This is a genomic window from Mycolicibacterium chengduense, from assembly GCF_033741155.1.
GTDB lineage: Bacteria > Actinomycetota > Actinomycetes > Mycobacteriales > Mycobacteriaceae > Mycobacterium.
This window is the reverse complement of sequence record NZ_JAWQNH010000004.1, coordinates 310,400-333,023: the sequence shown is the minus strand read 5'-3', so window position 1 is coordinate 333,023 and position 22,624 is coordinate 310,400. Positions and strand designations below refer to the sequence as shown.

Here is a 22,624-nt window from a genome sequence, read left to right as displayed (position 1 = left end):
AGATCGACGTTTAGCCGGATCGCACTCGCACAACTGCGCCCATGTGATCAAACGGGCGGAATCAGGACCAGGAGAAGTCGGCCCGCAGGCGGGCGGCGACCAGTTCGAAGCGATCGCGGTCCAGGATGGCCCCCTCGCGGCGGATCCCGTCCTCGGGCACGTCGAGCACCCGGTCCAGGCGCACCCAGCTGGGCCGGCCGTCGTAATCCCAGGTACCGGTGCCGATGGCGACCCAGTCCTTGTCGTCGGCGTGGTAGTCCTGGCTGGACAGCATCAGCCCGAGCAGCACATTGCGGTCGCGACCGACCACCAGAACGGGCCGGTCCTTGCCGCGGGTGGGGTCGTCCTCATAGACCACCCAGGTCCACACGATCTCGCCGGGATCGGCCTGACCGTCGAGGTCGGGGGCGTAGATGATGCGCCGCGCGCGCTGCGCGGTGGGGACACTCGCGTCGGTGACCGGCCGGCCCGCGGTGATCGCGGGGGTCTGCTGGGCCGGCACCCCGGCCAGCACGTCCAATCCTATCTTGATGCCCTGTTGCAGCACCCGCTCCGGGGAGGGCAATTGGCGGATGAGTTTCGGCGCTTCGGTGAAGACGAGATGTCCCGCGAGGCGCTGGAGGGTTTTCCACTGCGACGCCATGGAAACGAGGATAGGTCCTCCGATTGTGTCCGCACGGCCCACGCTCGATACGCTGGAGTGACATATCGTGCCTCGACCAGGAGAAACCCAATTAGCAGTTTCGCCGACCAGACGTTCACCGCGCCGGCGCAAATACGGAACTTCTGCATCATCGCCCATATCGACCACGGCAAATCGACGCTGGCCGACCGGATGTTGCAGCTCACCGGCGTCGTCGACGACCGCTCCATGCGGGCCCAGTACCTGGACCGGATGGATATCGAGCGTGAGCGCGGCATCACCATCAAGGCGCAGAACGTGCGGCTGCCCTGGAAAGTCGGCGACGAGCAGTACGTGCTGCATCTGATCGACACGCCTGGCCACGTCGACTTCACCTACGAGGTGTCCCGCGCGCTGGAGGCCTGCGAGGGTGCGGTGCTGCTGGTCGACGCCGCCCAGGGCATCGAGGCCCAGACGCTGGCCAACCTGTACCTGGCACTGGACCGCGATCTGACCATCATCCCGGTGCTCAACAAGATCGACCTGCCGGCCGCCGACCCGGACCGCTACGCTGGTGAGATCGCCCACATCATCGGGTGTGAGCCGTCGGACGTGCTGCGGGTGTCGGGCAAGACCGGCGCCGGAGTGGCCGAGCTGCTCGACGCCGTGGTCGCGCAGGTGCCGGCGCCGACCGGTGATCCGGACGCGCCCACTCGGGCGATGATCTTCGACTCGGTGTACGACATCTACCGCGGTGTGGTCACCTACGTCCGCGTCGTCGACGGCAAGATCACCCCCCGCGAGAAGATCGCGATGATGTCCACCGGGGCCACCCACGAACTGCTCGAGGTCGGCATCGTCTCACCGGAGCCCAAGGCCAGCGCCGGTCTGGGCGTCGGGGAGGTGGGCTACCTGATCACCGGGGTGAAGGACGTGCGCCAATCGAAGGTCGGGGACACCGTCACCACGGCGCGCAACGGCGCCAAGGAAGCGCTGACCGGCTACCGCGAACCCAAGCCGATGGTCTACTCGGGCCTGTATCCGGTGGACGGGTCGGACTATCCCAACCTTCGCGAGGCCCTGGACAAGCTGCAGCTCAACGACGCCGCGCTGACCTACGAGCCGGAGACCTCGGTGGCGCTGGGCTTCGGCTTCCGGTGCGGCTTCCTCGGGCTGCTGCACATGGAGATCACCCGGGAGCGGCTGGAACGTGAGTTCAACCTCGACCTGATCTCCACCTCGCCCAACGTCGTCTACCGCGTCATCAAGGAAGACAACTCCGAGCTGATCGTCACCAACCCCTCGGACTGGCCCGAGGGCAAAGTCCGCACCGTCTACGAGCCGGTGGTCAAGACGACGGTCATCGCGCCCAGCGAGTTCATCGGCACCATCATGGAGCTGTGCCAATCACGCCGGGGTGAGCTGCAGGGTATGGATTACCTGTCCCCGGAGCGCGTCGAGCTGCGCTACACCATGCCGCTCGGTGAGATCATCTTCGACTTCTTCGATTCGCTGAAGTCGCGCACCCGCGGCTATGCCAGCCTGGACTACGAGGAGGCCGGCGAGCAGGAGGCCGACCTGGTCAAGGTCGACATCCTGCTGCAGGGCGAGGCTGTCGACGCCTTCAGCGCCATCGTCCACAAGGACGGCGCGTCGGCGTACGGCAATAAGATGACCACCAAGCTCAAAGAGCTCATCCCGCGCCAGCAGTTCGAAGTGCCCGTGCAGGCGGCCATCGGGTCCAGGATTATTGCCCGCGAGAATATCCGCGCCATCCGCAAGGACGTGCTGTCCAAGTGCTACGGCGGTGACATCACCCGTAAGCGCAAGCTGCTGGAGAAGCAGAAGGAGGGCAAGAAGCGGATGAAGACCATCGGTCGGGTGGATGTGCCGCAGGAAGCCTTCGTCGCCGCGCTGTCCACCGACGCCGCCTCGGACAAGCCAAAGAAGTGACTGCGGCCGCACCATCGGTCACAATGACGCGGTGAACAGCGCCGCGAAACCGTGCCGAAGCTTGCTCGCTCTGTCGGGCATGGCTGCCGCGGCGCTCCTGATGACCGGGTGCGTCAGCACGGTGACCGGAGTGGCGGTCCGTGACCGCAGCGCGGCTCCGGCCGACGTGCCGCCGCTGAAAGACTCCCAGCTCGACAGGGTGTTGTTGTCGGTGCGCGATATCAATGCGGTGATGGGTGCCAGCGATATGGAGATCACCAGCGAGCTGGATCAGATGACCGATCATTCCCGCGACATCTCCGATCCGGACTGTCTGGGTGCCATCTACGGCGCCGAACAACCGGTGTACGACGGCAGCGGATGGACCTCGGTGCGCGACCAGGTGGCGCGTGAGCCCGAAGAGGACAACCAGCACTGGGCCGAACAGACCGTGGTGCTGTACCCCAGCGCGGACAAGGCCCAGCGGTTCTGGGCGAAATCCGAGGCGACCTGGAAGCGGTGCGGTGGATCGGCGGTGTCGGTGGACGACGGACAGTCCAGCTACACCTGGCAACTCGACGACCTGGAGGTCAAAGACCAGATCATCACGCAACGCACCATGCAAGAGGACGCCGGCGGCTGGGAATGTCAGCACGCCATGTCGTATGTCTCCAATGTGACCGTCGAGGCGTGGGCCTGCTCGTACGGCATCAACGACGAAGCGGCGGGCATCGTGGCGAAGATGATCGACAACGCCAGCAAGAAGAAGTAGCCCGAGGCCGCAAAGGCTTTGCCGGACAACATTTTCCGCGGCGGTTAGGACAACTAGACCACGCGCAGCACGGCCTTGCCGGCAACCTGCCGGCTCAGCAGGGCCTGCGTCGCGGCGCCGACGTTGTCCCACGAATCGCGCAGGCCGATCTGCGGGTCCAGTTCGCCGTCGGCGAGCAGGGTCAGCAGGTAGCGCAGATCGGCTTGGAAGGGTGCCCGGACCGTGAACGGCTCCAAGCGTTTCCGGTTTCCCAGCCGGCGATGCGCCTCGAAGTCGATGGTGGTGGGCTCGTTGGAGGCCATCCCGATGGACTGCACCGAGCCGCCGTCAGATACCAGGGTGAAGGCTTGCGCCAGCAGTGCACCACCGACATTGTCGAGCACCCCGAACACCGGCTCCGTCACATTGTCCAGACCGACGACCACCTCCTCGGCGCCCAGTTCGGTCAGACCGTCACCCCGCGCCGGGCTCCCGACGGCGGCCACCACATGGGCACCCGCCCTGGCAGCCAATTGGACCGCGAACCGGCCGACCCCGCCCGAGGCCCCGGTGATGAGCACCCGTTGCCCGACCACCGGCCCGAGCGCCCGCAAGGCCTGCAAGGCGGTGACGCCGGCGACCGGAAGCGCGGCCGCCTCCTCGAACTCCACGAACTCGGGTAGCTCGGCCAGGTTTGCGGTGTCCACCGCGCGCCGTTGCGCCCAGCCGCCCTCACCACCGAAGGCGACCACCCGGGTGCCGACCGGCGGTCCCGACCCGTCGGCCGCGGCCTGGGACACCACCCCGGCGGTATCCCAACCGGGTACCTCGCCGGGCCGGCGCATCTGGTCGATGAAATGCACCTCGCCGAAGTTCAGCGCGATGGCGTGCACGTCGACGACGGCCTGACCGGCAGCCGGGGCGGGCTCACCGACCTCCCCGAACCGCAGGTTGGCCGGTGCGTGCGGGTCGTAGACGATGGCTCGCATGCTGTCGCCCAACACTGCGGCCTTCGACGGTATTCCCGCTTTCTCAGCAGCACACTCCCTCCGCAGAGCGACGAAAGGCTCGTAGGGTTGTCGCGGTGAGCCTGGATGACCGTGAGCGTTGGGACGCGGCCTACCGCGACCGCGAGGTGGGCGCCCCCGCTCTACCGGCCGTCTTCACCGTGTACGAAGCGGCCTTCCCGACCGCAGGGACGGCGCTGGACGTCGCGTGCGGGCAGGGCGCGGCGGCGGTCTGGTTGGCGCGTCGCGGACTCGACGTGCTGGGCGTCGATGCCTCGGTCGTCGCGATCGAGCAGGCGCGCGCCCTGGCTGCCGGGACGACGGCCCGCTTCGCTGTCGCCGATCTGGACGACGGCTTGCCGCCCGGCCCGCCCGTGGACGTGCTGCTGTGCCACCGATTTCGCGATCCCCGGCTGTACCCGGTTTTCGTCGACCGGCTGAAACCCGGAGGGCTAGTGGCGGTCTGCGTGCTCAGCGAGGTGGGCGGGTCACCTGGTACGTTCCGCGCCGCTGCCGGGGAATTGGGCCGGGAGTTCGCGGACCTGGAACCGATCGCTGCGGGGGAGGGCGGCGGACAGGCCTGGCTGCTCGCGCGGCGCCCGATGATCTGAGCGGCCGGTGTTGCTGATTTCGGCACGCTCACCCGCGGCAGCAGGCGCGGACCAGCGCGCCGAAATCGCTCCTATCTGGGGGCTACATAGGGGCATTGGCGGGCTGGAAGACCCCCGTGCTGTCGGCCTCCTCCTCGGCGCGGATGACGTGCACGACGGCGTTGATCAACGCCAGGTGGGTGAAGGCCTGCGGGAAGTTACCGAGATGCCGCCCGGTGCGCGGTTCGATCTCCTCGGCGTATAGATGCAGCGGGCTGGCGAAGGACAGCAACCGCTCGCACAGATGCTTGGCCCGGCTCACCTCACCGATCTCCACCAGCGCCGACACCAGCCAGAACGAGCAGATGGTGAAGGTGCCCTCCTCGCCGGACAACCCGTCGTCGGTCTCCTCGACGCGGTAGCGCAGCACCAGACCCTCGTCGGTCAGCTCGTCGGCGATGGCCAGCACGGTGGCGCGGATTCGCGGATCATCCGAGGGCAGGAATCGGGTCAGCACGGCCAGCAGCAGGGAGGCGTCCAGCGCGTCGTCGCCGTAGCGCTGGGTCAGCACGCCGCGCGAGTCCACGCCGTGGGCCAGGATGTCGGCCTTGATCTCCTCGGCGACCACCCGCCACTGCTGGGCGTAGGACTTCTCGCCCTGCAGCTCGGCCAGTTTGGAACCGCGGTCCAGAGCTACCCAGCACATGATCTTGCTGGAAGTGAAATGCTGCGGCTCACCCCGGACTTCCCAGATCCCGCGGTCGGGTTCGCGCCAGTGCTTGATCGCCTCTTCGACCTGATTCTTCAGCACCGGCCACAACATCTCCGGGATCTGCTCACGGGATTTGGCGTGCAGGTAGACCGAATCGAGCATGGTGCCCCAGATGTCGTGTTGCATCTGGTTGTAGGCGCCGTTGCCGATCCGCACGGGCCGGGCGTTGTCATAGCCCGACAGGTGGTGCAGTTCGTCCTCGACCAGGCTGCGTTCCCCGCCGACGCCGTACATCACCTGCAGTGGATGGCGTTCGCCGTTGTTCGCGCCGGACACATCGGCGATGAAGCTGAAGAAGTCGTCGGCTTCGCGGTCCAGGCCCAGGGTGTACAACCCCCACAGCGCGAACGTGGAGTCCCGGATCCAGGAGTAGCGGTAATCCCAGTTGCGTTCGCCTTGCGGGGTTTCCGGCAGCGACGTGGTGGGTGCGGCCAGCAGCGCGCCGGTCGGTGAATAGGTCAAGCCCTTCAACGTCAGCGCCGACCGCTGCAGGTATGACCGCCACGGGTGGTCGGGGAAATCGCCGATGTTGATCCACTGCCGCCACGACTCGCTGGTCTTCCACATCTTGTCCGAGGCTTCCTCGAACGTCTGCGGCGCCGGGTGCTTGGACCACGACAGCGCGACGAACACGTTGTCACCTTCGGTGAGCCGGGTCCGGGCGCGGGCCTCATGACCTTCCAACCCGATCCGCAGATTGGTGGTGAGCCGCAGCGTGGGATGGGCTTCCGGATCCTTATGTGCGCGGGCGATGGCCTCGCCATAGGCGGCCGCGGAGTACTCCCAGGTGGCGGGCTGACGGCCGTAGTCGAAGGACGGCTCGCAGTTCATCACCAGCTCGACCACACCGGACACGCAGCGCACCGTGCGCAGCAGGATGTGCTCGGCATCCCAGTCCATCGGGGTCCGCCGGTGCGTGCGCGACCGGGTCTCGATGTCATGCCAGGGACCCATCACCAGGGCATCACGCACGATCATCCACCCGGTGTGGGTCTGCCAGGTGGTCTCCATGATCAGGGAGCCGGGCAGATAGCGCCGCGCCGAGGGCACCGTGACGCCGTACGGGGCCAGCCGAAAGTGGCCCGCGCCCCGGTCCAGGATGGCGCCGAAGACGCTGGGGGAGTCGGGCCGCGGCACGCACAGCCACTCCACCGAGCCGGCCGCGGAGATCAGGCAGGTGTTCTCGCAGTCGGACAGGAACGCGTAGTCGGCGATCGGCGGAAACGGGTTCCGCAGCGACGGTCCCGTCGTCGCGTACGGGACGGGGGCCGTGACGGACAGCGGCGTGTCGGGGTCGGTGTGTTCCAGGACCATGCCGGACATCATCGACCGCCGGACACCCTGCCGTCCACCGGGGACCGAAACCCGGCGCTTTGCCGGTTCAGCGCCTGGCGAACGCCGGGACGTGTTCGGGCAGCGGACCGATGGCCACCCCGTAGCCGGCGATGCTGCGCAGCAACGGCATTCGGGCCACCATGCGGACGCCGGCCGGCGCAGTCTCTGGATTGTCGGCACCGCCGCCGAGGGCTCGATTGTCGGCACCGCCGCCGACGGCGCGCGCGATCACACCGGCGTGGATACCCCGTTGCACCCCCTGGATCAGCGCCGTGGGCACCCAACGCCTGGCCTGTACCCGGGCCAGCTCCCGCGTCGTCACCCGGCCGGCCCGCAACGGATCGGCCAGCATCCGCCCGGCCGCCACCGCATCGGCCACCGCCAGATTGATCCCGACGCCGCCCACCGGCGACATCGCATGCGCGGCATCGCCGATCAGCAGCAGACCGTCGGCATACCAGCGACGTAACCGGTTGAGCTGGACGTCGAGCAGTTTCACGTCGTCGAAGTCGGTGAGGGTGCCGATCCGGTCAGCCAACCAGGGCACCAGGTCCACGACGGCCCGATGCAGCGCGTCGATACCTTCGGCGCGCAACCGGGCGTCGCTGCCCTTGGGGATGATGTAGGCGCACTGGTAATAGTCGCCGCGATCGATGACGATCATCGCGTGACCCGTCCCCAGCACACCCGCCAGGCCGTGCGGGTCACCCTCGGAGCGCGGCAACCGGAACCACCAGACGTCCATCGGTGCCCCGAAAGCCTTGGGCACCAGTCCCATTCCCTCGCGCAAGGTCGATCCGCGGCCGTCACAGGCGACCGTCAGGTCGGCGTGCAGCTCGTGCTCACCGCGTGCGTCGCGGTACCGCACCCCGGTCACCGTGCCCCCGGAGCGCAGCGGCCCGAGCACCTCGGTGCTGCGCAACAACGTGAACGACGGCTCGGACTCGGCCGCCGTCGCCAGCAGCTCCAGGAAGTCCCACTGTGGCACCAGCGCGATGTGCTTGTGCCGGCCCGGCAGATGCCGCAGGTCGACATTCACCGGCGTGCCCTGCACCGACATGCTGATGGTGTCGATCAACCGGTGCGGGACGGCCGCGAACGCCGGGCCCAGGCCCAGCTCGTCGAGGTTGCGCAGTGTGCTGGCATGCACGGTGTCACCGCGGAAGTCACGCAGGAAATCGGCGTGCTTCTCCATCACGGTGACGTCCACCCCGGCACGGGCGAGCAGCAGGCCCAGCATCATGCCGGCGGGGCCGCCGCCGGCGATCAGGCATCCGGTGCGATCCGGCGATGTCGGCATGGACCCATGGTGGCATTACTGTGGTCCGCATGGGCGGGATCCTGAGCTGGTGGGACGGTGTCGAGCTGTGGCTGTCGGGTCTGGGGTTCGTCGCCCAGACCGCCGTGGTGATGCCGGTCGTGCTGGCGCTGGCCTACGGCTTGGCGGTGCTGCTCGACGGTGCCCTGGGCAACGGCATCAAACTGCTCATGCGGGCCCGCCATGAGGACGGGGATCCGCGGTGAACCAGATGCCGCGGTCTCGGGTCACGCTGATCCTGCTCATTCTCGTCGCGCTGGTCATCGTGACCTGGTATTTCACCCGCTGACGCGGCCGGGGACCCACTCGCACAGCGGACCGGGTCGATTCTGTTAGGCTTCGCGCCATGCACGCAGCGCCCGGCAGCACGCAGAGCCATGTCCTGGCTCATGCTGTCGTCGATCTTTGCGCTGTTGTCGATGTGCACTGTTGTCGCTGACCCCAACCCGTCCCGCGGTGTGGTGTCGGTGCCGGCTGTACCTCAGCCATGGATTCTCCGGCCATTTTCTCCGTCGTGACGGGCCACAGCTCCGCTCGTCCCGTCACAGATGAAGAAAGGCCTCAGATGTCCAAGACACGCACGTCGCGCTGGAGCGCGGCTGCAGCCCTGGCCCTGTCGGCGACCCTGCTCGCCGCGTGCGGTGGCGGTTCCAGCGACGTGGTCGGCGACACCGGCGGCGCCAAGGCCGAGACCACGCTGACGTTGGTGGCCTACGCGGTCCCGGAGCCGGGCTGGGGCAAGATCATCCCGGCGTTTGCTGCCACCCCCGAGGGCAAAGGCGTCGCGGTGACGACGTCCTACGGTGCCTCCGGTGACCAGTCTCGTGGCGTGGTCGACGGGAAGCCCGCCGATATCGTCAACTTCTCCGTCGAGCCCGACGTCACCCGCCTGGTGAAGGCCGACAAGGTGGCCAAGGACTGGAACGCCGACGCCACCAAGGGCGTCCCGTTCGGCTCGGTGGTCTCGCTGGTGGTGCGCAAGGGTAATCCCAAGGGCATCAAGGACTGGGACGATCTGCTCAAGCCGGGCATCGAGGTCGTCACGCCCAGCCCGCTGAGCTCGGGTTCGGCCAAGTGGAACCTGCTGGCCCCGTACGCCGCCAAGAGCAACGGCGGTAAGGATTCGGCCGCCGGCCTGGACTTCATCAACAAGCTGGTCACCGAGCACGTCAAGACCCGCCCGGGCTCCGGCCGGGAAGCCACCGACGTGTTCCTGCAGGGCACCGGCGACGTGCTGATCAGCTACGAGAACGAGGCGATCAACGTCGAGCGGCAGGGCAAGGATGTCGAGCACATCAACCCGCCGCAGACGTTCAAGATCGAGAACCCGGTCGCCGTCGTGAGCAGCACCGCGCACCTGCAGCAGGCCACGGCGCTGAAGAATTTCCTCTACACCGCGCAGGGCCAGAAGCTGTGGGCCGAGGCCGGCTTCCGTCCCGTCGATCCGGCCGTGGCCGCCGACTTCGCCAAGGACTTCCCGACTCCGGAGAAGCTGTGGACGATCGCCGACCTGGGCGGCTGGACGGACGTCGATCCGGCGCTGTTCGACAAGGACAACGGCAGCATCACCAAGATCTACAAGCAGGCCACCGGATGACGGTTTCCCCGGAGACCGCGGTGCCGCCCGACCCGGGAGCTGCGGCTCTCGGGGCGGGGCGTCGCCATCGGTTCGGCACCACATCGCTGCGGGTGGGGGCCGCATCGATCTGGCTCTCGGTGATCGTGCTGCTGCCGCTGGCGGCGATCCTGTGGCAGTCCGCCGGTGGCGGCTGGACCGCCTTCTGGCAGGCCGTCAGCTCCAACGCGGCGCTGGAGTCGTTCAAGGTCACGGTCACCATCTCGATCGGCGTCACGCTGGTGAACCTGGTGTTCGGATTGCTGGTGGCGTGGACGCTGACCCGCGACGAGTTCCCCGGCAAGCGGCTGGTGGATGCCGTGATCGATCTGCCCTTCGCGCTGCCCACCATCGTCGCCAGCCTGGTCATGCTGGCGCTCTACGGCCCCAACAGCCCGGTGGATCTGCATCTGCAGCACACCAAATGGGGGGTGGGCGTGGCGCTGCTGTTCGTCACGTTGCCGTTCGTGGTGCGCTCGGTGCAGCCCGTCCTGCTCGAACTGGACCGCGACGTCGAAGAGGCGGCGGCCTCGCTGGGCGCCAACAGCTTCACCATCCTGACCAGGATCATCCTGCCGGCGCTGCTGCCCGCCCTGCTGTCCGGTGCCGGTCTGGCGTTCTCCCGGGCGATCGGCGAATTCGGCTCCGTCGTCCTGATCGGTGGCGCCGTGCCCGGTGAGACCGAGGTGTCCTCGCAGTGGATTCGCACCCTGATCGAGAACGACGACCGGACCGGTGCCGCAGCCATCTCCATTGTGCTGCTGCTGGTTTCGTTCGTCGTGTTGTTCATCCTGCGCGCGGTCGGTTCCCGCGCGGCCAAGCGTGAGGAACTGTCGCGATGACACTCTCACCCCCGGTGCGCCTGCTGGTGCGCTTCCTCGCGCTGGCCTATGTCACCATCCTGGTGATCGTGCCGGTCGGCCTGATCCTGTGGCGCACCTTCGAGCCCGGCATCGGCACCTTCATCGCCTCGATCACCACCCCGGCGGCCATCTCGGCGCTGCAGCTGTCGCTGCTGGTGGTGGCCATTGTGGTGCCGCTCAACGTGCTGTTCGGGGTCCCCACCGCACTGGTGCTGGCGCGCAACCGGTTCCGCGGGAAAAGCGCGCTGCAGGCCGTCATCGACCTGCCGTTCGCGGTGTCTCCGGTGGTGGTCGGTGTGGCGCTGATCCTGTTGTGGGGCAGCGCCGGTCTGCTCGGGTTCGTGGAGAACAACCTGGGCTTCAAGATCATCTTTGGCCTGCCCGGCATCGTGCTGGCCAGCATCTTCGTCACCGTCCCGTTCGTCATCCGCGAGGTCGAACCAGTCCTGCACGAACTGGGCACCGACCAGGAAGAGGCGGCCTCCACCCTGGGCTCGCAGTGGTGGCAGACGTTCTGGCGGATCACGCTGCCGTCGATCCGGTGGGGGCTGACCTACGGCATCGTGCTGACCGTCGCCCGCACGCTCGGCGAGTTCGGCGCAGTGATCATGGTGTCGTCGAATCTGCCCGGCACTTCGCAGACGCTCACCCTGCTGGTGTCCGATCGGTACAGCCGCGGACAGGAGTACGGAGCCTACGCGGTCTCCACATTGTTGATGACGGTCGCGGTGATCGTGCTCGTCGTTCAGGTGATTCTCGACGCCCGGCGTGTCCGGGCGGCAAAATAGGGGCCAAGGAGACTGAGCCATGACCAATGCCATCACCGTCAAGGGCGCCAACAAGCGTTACGGCGATTTCGTGGCCCTGGACAATATCGACTTCGTGGTGCCCGACGGGTCGCTGACCGCGCTGCTGGGCCCCAGTGGTTCGGGCAAGTCCACCCTGTTGCGAGCCATCGCCGGCCTGGACACCCCGGACACCGGCGAGATCACCATCAAGGGCCGTGACGTCACCGGGGTGCCGCCGCAGCGGCGAGGTATCGGTTTCGTGTTCCAGCACTACGCCGCGTTCAAGCACCTGACGGTGCGCGACAACGTGGCGTTCGGCCTCAAGATCCGCAAGCGGCCGAAGGCCGAGATCAAGGAAAAGGTCGACAACTTGCTGGAGGTGGTGGGGCTGGCCGGTTTCCAGACCCGGTACCCGAACCAGCTCTCCGGCGGGCAGCGCCAACGCATGGCGCTGGCCCGGGCTCTCGCGGTGGATCCGCAGGTGCTGTTGCTCGACGAGCCGTTCGGTGCCCTGGACGCCAAGGTCCGCGAGGATCTGCGGGCATGGCTGCGCCGGCTGCACGACGAGGTTCACGTGACCACCGTGCTGGTGACCCATGATCAGGCCGAGGCGCTCGATGTCGCCGACCGGATCGCGGTACTCAACAAGGGCCGCATCGAGCAGATCGGCACGCCCACCGAGGTGTACGACGAACCGGCCAACTCGTTCGTGATGTCCTTCCTGGGGGCGGTGTCCTCGGTCAACGGCACGCTGGTTCGCCCGCATGACATCCGGGTGGGCCGCAATCCGGAGATGGCCATCGCCAGTGCCGATCCGAACGTCGCCGCCACCGGGGTCATCCGCGCCGTCATCGACCGGATCGTGGTGCTGGGCTTCGAGGTTCGGGTCGAGCTGACCAGTGCGACCGACAACGTGCCGTTCACCGCGCAGATCACCCGCGGTGACGCCGAGGCGTTGGGCTTGAAGCACGGCGACACCGTGTACGTGCGGGCCACCCGGGTGCCGAACCTGGCGGGTGCTTCGCAGGCGGAAGCGGCGCTGACCGCGAGCGTGTAGTCAGGCCACCACGGGCTGCGCCGGCTGCACGTCGTCGACGGGCTGTTTCTCGGTCCAGCCCGGCGGCCCGACGAGATAGCCGATGCGGCCCCGCCACGTGCCGGCCCGCCAGACATCGCGCACCATGGCGGCGAACTCGTGGAAGTTCACCTTGATCGGATTGTGGGTCTCGATGTTCTTGGTCAATCCGTAACGCACCGTTTCGGTTTCGTCGGCGTAGCTGTTGAACCAGCGGTCCCAGACGATGAGGATGCCACCGTAGTTCTTGTCGAGATACGGATTGTTGGCACCGTGGTGTACGCGATGATGCGACGGGGTGTTGAAGACGTATTCGACTGCGCGGGGCAACTTTCCGATGAGCTCGGTGTGCAACGGGTACTGGTACAGCAGCACGATCGCCTGGCTGAGGAAGATCAACCACACCGGTACACCCGTGAGCGCCAGCGGGATGTACACCACCGACGACAGGAAGCGTCCGGGGATCAGCCATGGCAGCCGGACCGCGGTCGACATGTTGAAGTGCTGGCTGGAGTGGTGCACGCTGTGCGCCGCCCAGAACATCCGGATCCGGTGGTGCATGCGATGTTCGGTGTAGTACGCCAGGTCGGCCCCGACGATCGCCAGCACCCAGACCCACCAGTCCGATGCCGACAGGGCGACCGGAGCCAGCGTTGCCACCAGCAGCACGATCGGTACCGAGATGAAGTGCTCGCCCACTTTGGCGATCCGGCCCAAGCCGTACACCGACAGGCTGGCCAGGGTGTCGCGCAGACCGAAGCCGACCCGTTGGCGCGCAGAGGTTTTCGCGGTGGCATGCCTACGCTCCAGGCGGTCGCCGACGAACTCGATGCCGAGCAACAGCAGGAAGGCCGGGATCGCGTAGAGCCCGATACTGCCGATCCATTCCACGGGAAGCTACTTTCGTCCGGAGTTCTTGGGCATGCCGGCGATCAGCCAGCGCATGGCCTGGCCGAACACGGCATCCGACACCCGGTCCGGGTCGATCCGGCGCTGCCGGATCAGACCGCTGAACAGCGCCAGGGTGGTGGTGGCGAAATCTTCGACGGACACCGCGTTCTGGTCCACGTCGTTGCGCTCCAGCACGCCGGTCAGGATCTCGCGGACCGCGGCCAGGGTGCGCGCGGACGCGTCGGCCTCGATGCGCATCAACTCGGGATTGCGTACGGCATGCAGCCAGAACTCGGTCTTCAGTACGGCGACGTGCAGGTCTTTGTCGGCAATGGCGATCAGCATCCGGCCGAGAGCCTGCAACGGATCCTGTGACAGCGCGTCGGCGGAATCGAAGATGTCGGCCACCTCGTCCATGTGGTTGGCGGCCCGGTCGGTCATCAGCGCGGCGAACAACTCGTCCTTGTTGGCGAAGTTCGAGTACACCGCGCCCACCGAGAAACCCGCCGACTCGGCGATCTCCTCGACCGACGCCGCGGCGTACCCACGGCGGGCGAAGACGTGCGCGGCGGCATCCAACAGCTGCCGGCGGGTGCGTTCCCGGCTCTCCGCGCGGGTCAACCGGCGCGGTTTCTCGTCACCATCCATACTTGGATAGTAGCCACTATTTGAATAATCGCCACTATCCGAACTTGACGCCTCAGGCGGCGGCCCGCAGGCGGCACACCGCGTCGAACCGGTCCAGTACCGTCTCGGCGACCAGGCGGTGCGGCCCGAGCGGCTGCGCCATCGCGATGCCGTGCGTAGCGGCGAAGGCTGCCATCCGGTCGGTGATGCGGCCGTGCGCCAGAAACCAGGGAGCGATGATCAGTCGGTCGGCGCCGCGATCGCGGATTTCGTCGGCGACCTGCGCCAGATTCGGGTGCGGTCCGGCGGCGAACGCCGTGCCCGCCGTCCAATTGGTGTGCGCCACGAGCGCTTCGGCCACCATCGCGGTGCGCGAATTGGCTTCTGCGCGTGATGATCCCACGGCGGTCACCATGACGCCGACGCGGTCGAGTCGGGACACTCCGGCCTCGGCGATGCGGCGGCGCAGCACGGCCACCAGTTGATCGTCCTCGCCGAGCACCTCGGTCTGGCGGGCTTTGGTCGCGGATTCGGCGATCATCGCCGGGATGTCGACGCGGGCGTGATAGGCATCGGCCAGCAGTAGTGGGGTCACCACCGCGCGGTCGCCGACCGAACGCAACACGTCGACCAGATTCGGCGAGTTCTGTTCGCAGAACGCCGGGATCACCTCCAGCCCCGGACGCATCCGGCGGATGGTGTCGGCCACGGCACCCGTGTTGGCGGCGGCGCGCGGATCGGCGCTGCCGTGGGCGGTCAGGACGAGGGCCGGTGCGCTGCTCACGCCCGCTGCCCGTTCACGAGGCGTGCAGCCCGCATTCCGTCTTGGCCTGCCCGGCCCAGCGCCCACTGCGCGGATCCGCACCGTCGACCGGCTTGCTGGTGCACGGTGCGCAGCCGATGGACGGATAGCCTTCGTAGACAAGGGGATTGACCAAGATGCCGTGTTCGTCGATGTATTTCTGCATCTCGTCGTCGGTCCACGCCGCGAGCGGGTTGATCTTCACCAGACCGAAGGCCTCGTCGAAGCTGATCAGCGGTGCGTTGGCGCGCGTCGGCGCCTCGACCCGGCGGATGCCGGTGACCCACGCCGAATAACCCTTGAGGGCCTTACTCAGCGGTTCGACCTTGCGCAGCCGGCAGCATTGCGCTGCGTCGCGGCCGAACAGATCCTTGCCCAGCAGCGCATCCTGTTCGGCCACGCTGCGCTCGGGAGTGACGTTGTGCACCTTCACGTCGTACACCGCTTCCACGGCGTCGCGGGTGCCGATGGTCTCGACGAAGTGGTAACCGGTGTCGAGGAACATCACGTCGACGCCGGGGCGGACCTGCGCGGCCAACGAGACGAGCACCGCGTCCTGCATGTTGGACGCCACGATGTAGTGGCCGCGGAAGTTCTGATCGGTCCACCGCAGCAGGTCCATCGCCCCGGCGCCCTCGAGTTCCCGGGCACCCCGCTCGGCGATGCCTCGCAGGTTTTCCTCCGTCATCAACGCTTCGTTGCTCATGTCACCTACCTGTGCCTTTGCTCTTCGCGTGAGCGCTCATCGAAGATCAGCCTCGTCGGCGCGCACCGCCCACTGAGCGAAACGCTCGCCGGGCTCGCGTTGTTTCACGAAGTTGCGCGTGACACGTTCGATGTAGTCGCCGAGCTCGGTGGACAGCACCTTGTGCTGACGCAGCTTGCGCCCGAAACCGCTGTCCAGGCCCAGGCTGCCGCCCAGATGCACCTGGAAACCCTCTTCCGGGCCGTTGCCGTCGTCCACCATCTGGCCCTTGAACCCGATATCGGCGACCTGAATGCGGGCGCACGAGTTCGGGCAGCCGTTGATGTTGACCGTGATCGGCACGTCGAGCTCGGCGTTGATGTCCTCAAGGCGTTGCTCCAGATCGGGCACCAGGCTCTGCGCCCGGACCCGGGTCTCGGCGAAGCTCAGCTTGCAGAACTCGATGCCGGTGCAGGCCATCAGGTTGCGCCGCCAGTGCGACGGGGTCGACGGCAGCCCGAGGGCGTCGAGCTCAGTTCGCAGGTAGTCCACCTTGTCATCAGGCACGTCGAGGATGATCAGCTTCTGGTACGGCGTGAAGCGGATACGGTCCGAACCGACCGACTCGGCCAGATCGGCGACCTTGGTCAGGATGGTGCCCGACACCCGGCCCGCGATCGGGGCGACACCGACGGCATTGAGGCCGTTCTTGAGGCGCTGCACGCCGACGTGATCGATGGGGCGGGGGACCGGAGCCGGCGCGGGACCGTCGATCAGCGGGCGCTTGAGGTATTCGGTCTCCAGCACCTCGCGGAACTTCTGCACGCCCCAGTCCTTGATCAGGAACTTCAACCGGGCCTTGGACCGCAGCCGGCGGTAGCCATAGTCGCGGAAGATGCTGACCACGCCCTCCCACACGTCAGGCACCTCGTCCAGCGGCACCCAGGCGCCGACCCGCTGGGCCAGCATCGGGTTGGTCGACAGGCCGCCGCCCACCCACAGGTCGAATCCCGGCCCGTGCTCGGGGTGGTTCACCCCGATGAAGGCGACGTCGTTGACCTCGTGCACGACATCCTGCAGACCGGAGATGGCGGTCTTGAACTTGCGCGGCAGGTTGGCGTATTCCTTCTTGCCGACGTAGCGCTTGACGATCTCGTCGATGGCAGGGGTGCCGTCGATCACCTCGTCGAGGGATTCGCCGGCCAGCGGCGAACCGAGCACGACGCGGGGGCAGTCACCGCACGCCTGGGTGGTCTGCAAGCCGACGGCGTCGAGGCGGCGCCAGATCTCGGGCATGTTCTCGACCGCGATCCAGTGGTACTGGATGTTCTCCCGGTCGGAGATGTCGGCGGTGTCCCTGGCGAATTCGGTGGAGATACCGCCGAGGGTCCGCAGGGACGCCGCGGTCAGCGCGCCGCCGTCGCTGCGCACCCGCAGCATGAAGTACTCGTCTTCGAGCATGTCGGTGTTCTCGTCACCGGTCCAGGTGCCGTCGTACCCGGGCTTACGTTGGGTATACAGCCCCCACCAGCGGAACCGGCCACGAAGGTCGCCCTTGTCGATGCTCTCGAAACCGCCGGGAGCGTAGATGTTCTCGATGCGTTCCCGCACGTTGAGCGGATGGTCGTCCTTCTTGGCCTGCTCGTTGGCGTTCAGCGGCTCGCGGTAGCCGAGGGCCCACTGGCCTTCGCCGCGGGGACGCTTCGCCGGCTTGGTGGTCGGGTCGGCAGATGAACCCGGTGCGGTCGTCATGGACTGGCTCCTTAGTGGAGGAGCAGGCGGAGGAATCACGCAGGCCACCGGTGGCTGTCCGGCGGCGCAGATCCGTCGGCCAGCTGAGATTTCGGGGTGGGCTGGGTCCTAGGTCAACGCAGTCAAGGAAGACAGCAACAGCTACAGACGCGCTTGAAGTCGACATGCCGCCGTGCCACCAGTGCAATACCGGTGGTGCTGTTACGGGCGGAGGTCACGTCGGCCATTGTGCCACGACCGGCGCCATCAGCCCTAACTGGGCCAGATTTGCGATCACGGTGAGCAGAATCGGTTCTGGGAGACTGGAGCCGTGAGTGCGCAGCCAGGCCCCTTCGGGATCTACATCCACGTGCCGTTCTGCGCGACCCGCTGCGGATACTGCGATTTCAACACCTACACCCCGGCCGAGTTGGGCGGAGCCAACCCGGCGGGCTGGCTGGCCGCGGTCCGGCTCGAGCTTGCGCTGGCCGCGGCGCAGGTCGGTCCGCGCCTGGTCGACACGGTTTTCGTGGGCGGCGGCACCCCCACCATGCTGGGCGGCGACGGGCTGGCCGCGGTGCTCGACGCGGTCCGTGACCATTTCACCTTGGCACCCGATGCCGAGGTGACCACCGAGGCCAACCCGGAATCCAGCTCGCCGGCCCTATTCGCCCGGCTGCGTGCCGCCGGCTACACGCGGATTTCGCTGGGCATGCAGTCGGCGGCGCCGCACGTGCTGGCGGTGCTGGACCGCGTGCACTCGGCCGGACGGGCACCCGCGGCCGCGCTGGAGGCCCGCGCCGAGGGGTTCGATCACGTCAACCTGGACCTGATCTACGGCACACCGGGGGAGACCGACGATGACCTGCGCCGGTCGGTGGAGGTGGCGGTGTCGGCCGGCGTGGACCACGTCTCGGCGTACGCGCTGGTGGTCGAGGACGGCACGGCCCTGGCCCGGCGGGTGCGCCGCGGTGAGGTGCCCGCGCCGGACAACGACGTGCTCGCCGATCGTTACGAACTGCTCGACGCGCACCTGTCGGCCGCGGGGCTGCAGTGGTACGAGGTGTCGAACTGGAGTCGCCCGGGTGGGGAGTGCCGGCACAATCTGGGCTACTGGGACGGTGGCCAGTGGTGGGGCGCCGGCCCGGGCGCACACGGATTCTTCGGGTCGACGCGGTGGTGGAATATCAAGCACCCCAATGCTTATGCGCAAGCGCTCGCCGAGGGCAGGCTGCCGATCGCCGACTCGGAGGACCTCGACGGGGCCGCTCGGCACACCGAGGACGTGATGTTGCGGTTGCGCTTGCGCAGCGGTCTGCCGATGGCGGTGCTGTCGACCGACGAACGGCACCGGGCCGAGGTGGCCATCGGCGACGGGCTGGTGGCCCGGGCCGGCGACCGGTTGGTGCTCACCGATCCCGGCCGGCTGCTGGCCGACGCCGTGGTGCGCACCCTGCTGGACTGACCCGTGCGTTGAGATGGCGTCCACGGCGGGAAAGTGCGAGTAGGCCGCGCAGTGGGCGCCAAATGAACGGGGAGGGCCGCTAGGGTATTAGGTAACCCTTACCTATGGAGCGTGGATGATCACAGTTCAGGCGGCGCCGACGCCGCCCAGGGCGACCGCGAGATACAACCAGCTGGCCGCACGCCAGGCCACCCGTGCCGACGCGTTGGCGCTGAAGGCGCTGCTCGCCCCGGTGGCCGGCCGGTCGCGGATCGCGCAGCTGCTGACCCTGGTCGCCTCCGCCGCCACCATCGCACCGTTCGTCGGGATCGTCGAGATCGGACGCACCCTGCTGACCGACGGGGCGGCCGACCCGTCCCGGATCTGGACCATCGTCGCCGCCGTGATCGCCGCCCTGCTGGTCCGGACCTGGGCCAACGGCGCCGCCATGACGCTGACCCACCTCGCCGACGGTGACCTGCAGCGCGCACTGCGCCGGCGCATCGTCGACACGCTGGGTCGGCTACCGCTCGGCTGGTTCGGCAGTACCTCCTCGGGCGAGGTCCGCAAGGCTGTCCAACAGGACGTGGGCGAACTGCACTTTCTGGTCGCCCACTCCGCGGTGGAGAACACCGGCGCACTGGCCACCCCGGCCTTCGGGCTGGCTTACTGTTTCGCGCTGGACTGGCGGCTGGGCCTGCTGGCCATCGGCACTGCCCCCGTCTATCTCGGGGTGTACATGTGGCTGGGCCGCGACGTCCGGGTGCAGATGGAACGGATGAACGACGGCATCGGCCGGATCAGCGCCACCATCGTCGAATTCATCGCCGGGGTGGCGGTGGTCAAGACGTTCGGCGAGACCGGCCGCGCGCACAAGCGGTTCGCCGAGGCCGCCGAAGAGTTCAACGACGGTTTCGCCGCCTGGATGGGCCCGATGGTGCGGGTCAAGGCGGCTTCGTCCATCTTCATCGAGGCGCCGACGGTGCTACTGGTCAACCTGGCCGGCGGCTACTGGTTCGTGCGCAGCGGCTGGGTGGCGCCGATCGACGTGCTGGGTTCCACGCTCGTGGCGATGACCATTCCCGCCGCCGTGCTCGCCGTCGGATATTCGGCCGGTGTCCGTAAGCAGGCGCAGGCCGCTGCAGGCCGGCTGGTCCGGCTGCTGGATCAGCCGAAGCTGAAAGTGTCAGCCGAACCACTCGAGCCGCATGACAACTCCGTGGAATTCGACGGCGTCGGCTTCAGTTACGCCGGCGCCGACACGGTGCTGCACGATGTCGACCTGCGCCTGGCCCCCGGCACCATCACCGCACTGGTCGGCCCGTCCGGCAGCGGCAAGTCGACCCTGGCAACGCTGGTGCCGCGTTTCCACGACGCGACCACGGGTGTGGTCCGCGTCGGCGGTGTCGACGTGCGCGACGTCGACCCGGCGGTGCTGTACCGGCATGTCGGTTTCGTGCTGCAGGACGTGCAACTGCTCGGCATCAGCGTGGCGGACAACATCCGGCTGGGCCGCCCGGATGCGTCCGCTGAGGACGTGTACCAGGCCGCCGAAGCGGCGCATATCCACGACCGGATCCTGGACTTGCCAAGAGGATACGACTCCGTGGTGGGGGAGGACGCGCACTTCTCCGGCGGGGAGGCCCAGCGGGTCAGCATCGCCCGCGCTCTGCTGGCCGACACCCCCGTACTGGTCCTGGATGAGGCCACCGCGTCGGCGGACCCGGACTCCGAAGCGCAGATCCAGGCCGCGCTCTCGCGGCTGATCGCCGGCCGCACGGTGCTGGTGATCGCCCACCGGCTGGGCTCGATCGTCGGTGTGGACAACATCGTGGTGCTCGCTGACGGCCGTGTCGTCGAGCAGGGGCGCCACGACGAATTGCTTTCTCGTGACGGTCGATACGCGCAGATGTGGCAGGTCTACAGCGCGGGCAGCGATCTGAAGGAGGCCGCGCGATGATCCGGGGCTTTCTGCGCATCCTCGGTCCGCAGCGCGGGCTGATGTTCGGCTACCTGGCCTGGGTCAGTGCCTACGGCCTGTTGCACGGCATCGCGATGGTGCTGCTGGTGCCCATCTCGCAGGCCCTGTTCGACGGCCGCTACGGTGACGCGGCGCGCTGGCTGGGGCTACTCGCCGTGATGGTGATCGCCGCGGCGATCGCCCAGTACATCCAGTCGTCGCGGGCCATGCGAATGGCGTTGGCCACCATGCGTCTGTTGCACCACCGGCTCGGTGACCACATGGTGACTCTGCCGCTTGGCTGGTTCACCCGCGACACGGTCGGGTCGGTCTCTCAGATCGCGGTCAAGGGAACCACTTTCGTGGGCACCAGTGGAGCGCACCTGATCACCCCGATCGTGCTCAATATCGTCAGCGCCGCCACCGTGGTGGTCGGCCTGGCCTTCTTCGACTGGCGCATCGCGGTCGTCGCCCTCGTCGGTGGTCTGGTGTTGGTGGGCTGCGGCCGGCTGGCGTCGCGGCTGATCACCGACGCCGAAGTGCTCAACCACGCCGCCGAGGTCGAGGTGAACACCCGCGTCGTGGAGTTCGCGCGGTGCCAGCCGGTGTTGCGGGCGTTCGGCCGGACCGGGGCGGATTTCGCGCCCCTGAGCGGCGCGCTCGATGCCCAGTACCGGGCGGGCCGGCGGGCCCTGTGGCGCTCGGTGGCTGGGCTGATCATCAACGGGGTTGCGGTGCAGGCGGTGTTCTCGGTGCTGATCGCCGTCGGTGCCTGGCTGGCTCTCGGCGGGGCGAGCGAAGCGACGGGGAATTGGGGTGCCGGGGCGAGCGAAGCGACGGGGGATTTCGGTCGATCCCTGAACCCGATCACCGCGGTGGCGATCCTGGGCCTGGCGGCCCGGTTCGCCGCACCCCTGGCCGCATTGGCCGAATACGGCTCGGCCATGCGGATGGCGCGCACCGAGTTGGACCGCATCACCGCGATCCTCGACGCCCCTGCCCTTACCGAACCCGATGCACCGCAGCGGGTTTCGATGCCGGGCCGGGTGGAGTTCGAACACGTCGCGTTCAGCTATCCGGGCCGGGAGGTGGCCACCGACATCAGTTTCGTGGCCGAACCGGGCACCATGACGGCCCTGGTCGGTCCGTCGGGCTCCGGCAAGACGACGTTGACCCGGCTGATCGCCCGGTTCTACGACACCGACGCCGGAGTGGTGCGCGTCGGCGGCGTCGATGTTCGGGATCAGCGGACCGCCGACCTCATGGCGCAGCTGTCGCTGGTGTTCCAGGATGTCTATCTGTTCGACGACACGCTATGGGAGAACGTGCGGATCGGCCGGCCGGACGCGACGGATGCCGAGATCGTCGCCGCGGCGCAGACCGCCGGGCTGACGGCGGTGCTGGACCGACTGCCCGGCGGCTGGCAGACCAGGGTCGGCGAGGGCGGATCGGCGCTGTCCGGCGGTGAGCGGCAGCGGGTTTCGATTGCCCGGGCCTTGCTCAAAGATGCTTCCATCGTGCTCTTCGACGAGGCCACCAGCGCGCTCGACCCGGAAAATGAACACCATGTCGCCGAAGCGATCCGCACCTTGGCGCAGCGCAGCACCGTCATCGTCATCGCGCACAAGCTGTCCACCGTCACCGCCGCCGACCAGATCGTGGTGCTCTCCGGGCAGGGGACCGTCGCCGATTGTGGAACGCACACCGAGTTGATGGCCCGTGGCGGCCAGTACGCCGACTTCTGGGCCCAGCGGCTCAAGGCATCGGGTTGGTCGATGACGGAGAAGGTCGGCTAACTCACATGGACGTACGACGC

The 22,624-nt window shown here is 67.7% G+C and carries 21 protein-coding genes; 11 read left to right on the top strand and 10 right to left on the bottom strand.

Annotated elements, in window-relative coordinates:
- Positions 1–61 precede the first annotated feature (61 nt).
- Positions 62–643, bottom strand: coding sequence for a type II toxin-antitoxin system PemK/MazF family toxin (locus SBI67_RS16655; RefSeq protein ID WP_318981618.1), 582 nt, complete (start codon positions 641–643; stop codon positions 62–64).
- On the opposite strand from SBI67_RS16655, the gene lepA reads away from it, so the two are divergent.
- Together lepA and SBI67_RS16645 are read left to right on the top strand one after the other, a co-directional pair.
- On the top strand, positions 602–2,575 hold the full coding sequence (lepA, locus tag SBI67_RS16650; protein WP_413232503.1) for a translation elongation factor 4: 1,974 nt from the start codon (positions 602–604) through the stop codon (positions 2,573–2,575). The genes SBI67_RS16655 and lepA overlap by 42 nt on opposite strands.
- A gap of 61 nt (positions 2,576–2,636) precedes the next feature.
- Complete coding sequence (locus SBI67_RS16645; RefSeq protein WP_318981616.1) at positions 2,637–3,326, top strand: sensor domain-containing protein; 690 nt, start codon at positions 2,637–2,639, stop codon at positions 3,324–3,326.
- Positions 3,327–3,379: 53 nt separating this feature from the next.
- On the opposite strand, the gene SBI67_RS16640 is transcribed toward SBI67_RS16645, so the two are convergent.
- The gene (locus SBI67_RS16640) at positions 3,380–4,294 is read right to left on the bottom strand and encodes a zinc-binding dehydrogenase (protein WP_318981615.1); all 915 of its coding nucleotides are present in this window, start codon (positions 4,292–4,294) and stop codon (positions 3,380–3,382) included.
- A 95-nt stretch (positions 4,295–4,389) separates the two neighbouring features.
- Here SBI67_RS16640 and SBI67_RS16635 point away from each other — a divergent pair, with 95 nt between their 5' ends.
- Positions 4,390–4,923: a class I SAM-dependent methyltransferase gene (locus SBI67_RS16635; RefSeq protein WP_318981614.1), complete on the top strand. Its 534-nt coding sequence runs from the start codon at positions 4,390–4,392 to the stop codon at positions 4,921–4,923.
- A gap of 82 nt (positions 4,924–5,005) precedes the next feature.
- On the opposite strand, the gene SBI67_RS16630 is transcribed toward SBI67_RS16635, so the two are convergent.
- Positions 5,006–6,988, bottom strand: a complete 1,983-nt coding sequence (locus tag SBI67_RS16630; RefSeq protein ID WP_413232523.1) for a glycoside hydrolase family 15 protein — start codon at positions 6,986–6,988, stop codon at positions 5,006–5,008.
- Between the two features lie 67 nt (positions 6,989–7,055).
- The gene (locus SBI67_RS16625; protein ID WP_318981612.1) at positions 7,056–8,309 is read right to left on the bottom strand and encodes an FAD-dependent oxidoreductase; all 1,254 of its coding nucleotides are present in this window, start codon (positions 8,307–8,309) and stop codon (positions 7,056–7,058) included.
- Between the two features lie 29 nt (positions 8,310–8,338).
- Between SBI67_RS16625 and SBI67_RS16620 the strand changes: the two genes are divergently transcribed.
- The 5 genes from SBI67_RS16620 to SBI67_RS16600 all read left to right on the top strand — a co-directional run bounded on the left by SBI67_RS16620 (position 8,339) and on the right by SBI67_RS16600 (position 12,650).
- Complete coding sequence (locus tag SBI67_RS16620; protein ID WP_318981611.1) at positions 8,339–8,533, top strand: hypothetical protein; 195 nt, start codon at positions 8,339–8,341, stop codon at positions 8,531–8,533.
- A gap of 359 nt (positions 8,534–8,892) precedes the next feature.
- Positions 8,893–9,924, top strand: a complete 1,032-nt coding sequence (locus SBI67_RS16615) for a sulfate ABC transporter substrate-binding protein (RefSeq protein ID WP_318981610.1) — start codon at positions 8,893–8,895, stop codon at positions 9,922–9,924.
- A complete protein-coding gene (gene cysT / locus SBI67_RS16610) occupies positions 9,921–10,784 on the top strand; it encodes a sulfate ABC transporter permease subunit CysT (protein WP_318981609.1) in 864 nt (287 codons plus the stop codon). Before SBI67_RS16615 ends, cysT begins: the two co-directional genes overlap by 4 nt.
- Complete coding sequence (gene cysW / locus SBI67_RS16605; protein ID WP_318981608.1) at positions 10,781–11,593, top strand: sulfate ABC transporter permease subunit CysW; 813 nt, start codon at positions 10,781–10,783, stop codon at positions 11,591–11,593. The genes cysT and cysW overlap by 4 nt, the downstream gene beginning before the upstream one ends.
- Positions 11,594–11,612: 19 nt before the next feature.
- Positions 11,613–12,650 (top strand): sulfate/molybdate ABC transporter ATP-binding protein, encoded by a 1,038-nt coding sequence (locus tag SBI67_RS16600; RefSeq protein ID WP_318981607.1) that lies wholly within the window; start codon positions 11,613–11,615, stop codon positions 12,648–12,650.
- Here SBI67_RS16600 and SBI67_RS16595 read toward each other — a convergent pair whose 3' ends face one another.
- The 6 genes from SBI67_RS16595 to SBI67_RS29140 form a co-directional block, all read right to left on the bottom strand.
- Complete coding sequence (locus SBI67_RS16595) at positions 12,651–13,559, bottom strand: sterol desaturase family protein (RefSeq protein WP_318981606.1); 909 nt, start codon at positions 13,557–13,559, stop codon at positions 12,651–12,653.
- A gap of 6 nt (positions 13,560–13,565) precedes the next feature.
- Positions 13,566–14,207: a TetR/AcrR family transcriptional regulator gene (locus tag SBI67_RS16590; protein WP_318981605.1), complete on the bottom strand. Its 642-nt coding sequence runs from the start codon at positions 14,205–14,207 to the stop codon at positions 13,566–13,568.
- A gap of 52 nt (positions 14,208–14,259) precedes the next feature.
- Entirely contained in the window at positions 14,260–14,970 is a 711-nt protein-coding gene (locus SBI67_RS16585) for a sirohydrochlorin chelatase (protein ID WP_318981604.1), read from the bottom strand.
- A gap of 13 nt (positions 14,971–14,983) precedes the next feature.
- Positions 14,984–15,694 (bottom strand): phosphoadenylyl-sulfate reductase, encoded by a 711-nt coding sequence (locus tag SBI67_RS16580; RefSeq protein ID WP_318981603.1) that lies wholly within the window; start codon positions 15,692–15,694, stop codon positions 14,984–14,986.
- Positions 15,695–15,730: 36 nt separating this feature from the next.
- Complete coding sequence (locus tag SBI67_RS16575; RefSeq protein WP_318981602.1) at positions 15,731–17,425, bottom strand: nitrite/sulfite reductase; 1,695 nt, start codon at positions 17,423–17,425, stop codon at positions 15,731–15,733.
- A 122-nt stretch (positions 17,426–17,547) separates the two neighbouring features.
- Positions 17,548–17,652 (bottom strand): Ms4527A family Cys-rich leader peptide, encoded by a 105-nt coding sequence (locus tag SBI67_RS29140; protein ID WP_413232502.1) that lies wholly within the window; start codon positions 17,650–17,652, stop codon positions 17,548–17,550.
- Between the two features lie 83 nt (positions 17,653–17,735).
- On the opposite strand from SBI67_RS29140, the gene hemW reads away from it, so the two are divergent.
- The 3 genes from hemW to SBI67_RS16560 all read left to right on the top strand — a co-directional run bounded on the left by hemW (position 17,736) and on the right by SBI67_RS16560 (position 22,604).
- Positions 17,736–18,869 (top strand): radical SAM family heme chaperone HemW, encoded by a 1,134-nt coding sequence (gene hemW, locus SBI67_RS16570; protein WP_318981601.1) that lies wholly within the window; start codon positions 17,736–17,738, stop codon positions 18,867–18,869.
- Between the two features lie 115 nt (positions 18,870–18,984).
- Positions 18,985–20,808 (top strand): ABC transporter ATP-binding protein, encoded by a 1,824-nt coding sequence (locus SBI67_RS16565; protein WP_318981600.1) that lies wholly within the window; start codon positions 18,985–18,987, stop codon positions 20,806–20,808.
- Complete coding sequence (locus SBI67_RS16560; RefSeq protein WP_318981599.1) at positions 20,805–22,604, top strand: ABC transporter ATP-binding protein; 1,800 nt, start codon at positions 20,805–20,807, stop codon at positions 22,602–22,604. Before SBI67_RS16565 ends, SBI67_RS16560 begins: the two co-directional genes overlap by 4 nt.
- The last annotated feature ends 20 nt before the right edge of the window (positions 22,605–22,624 follow it).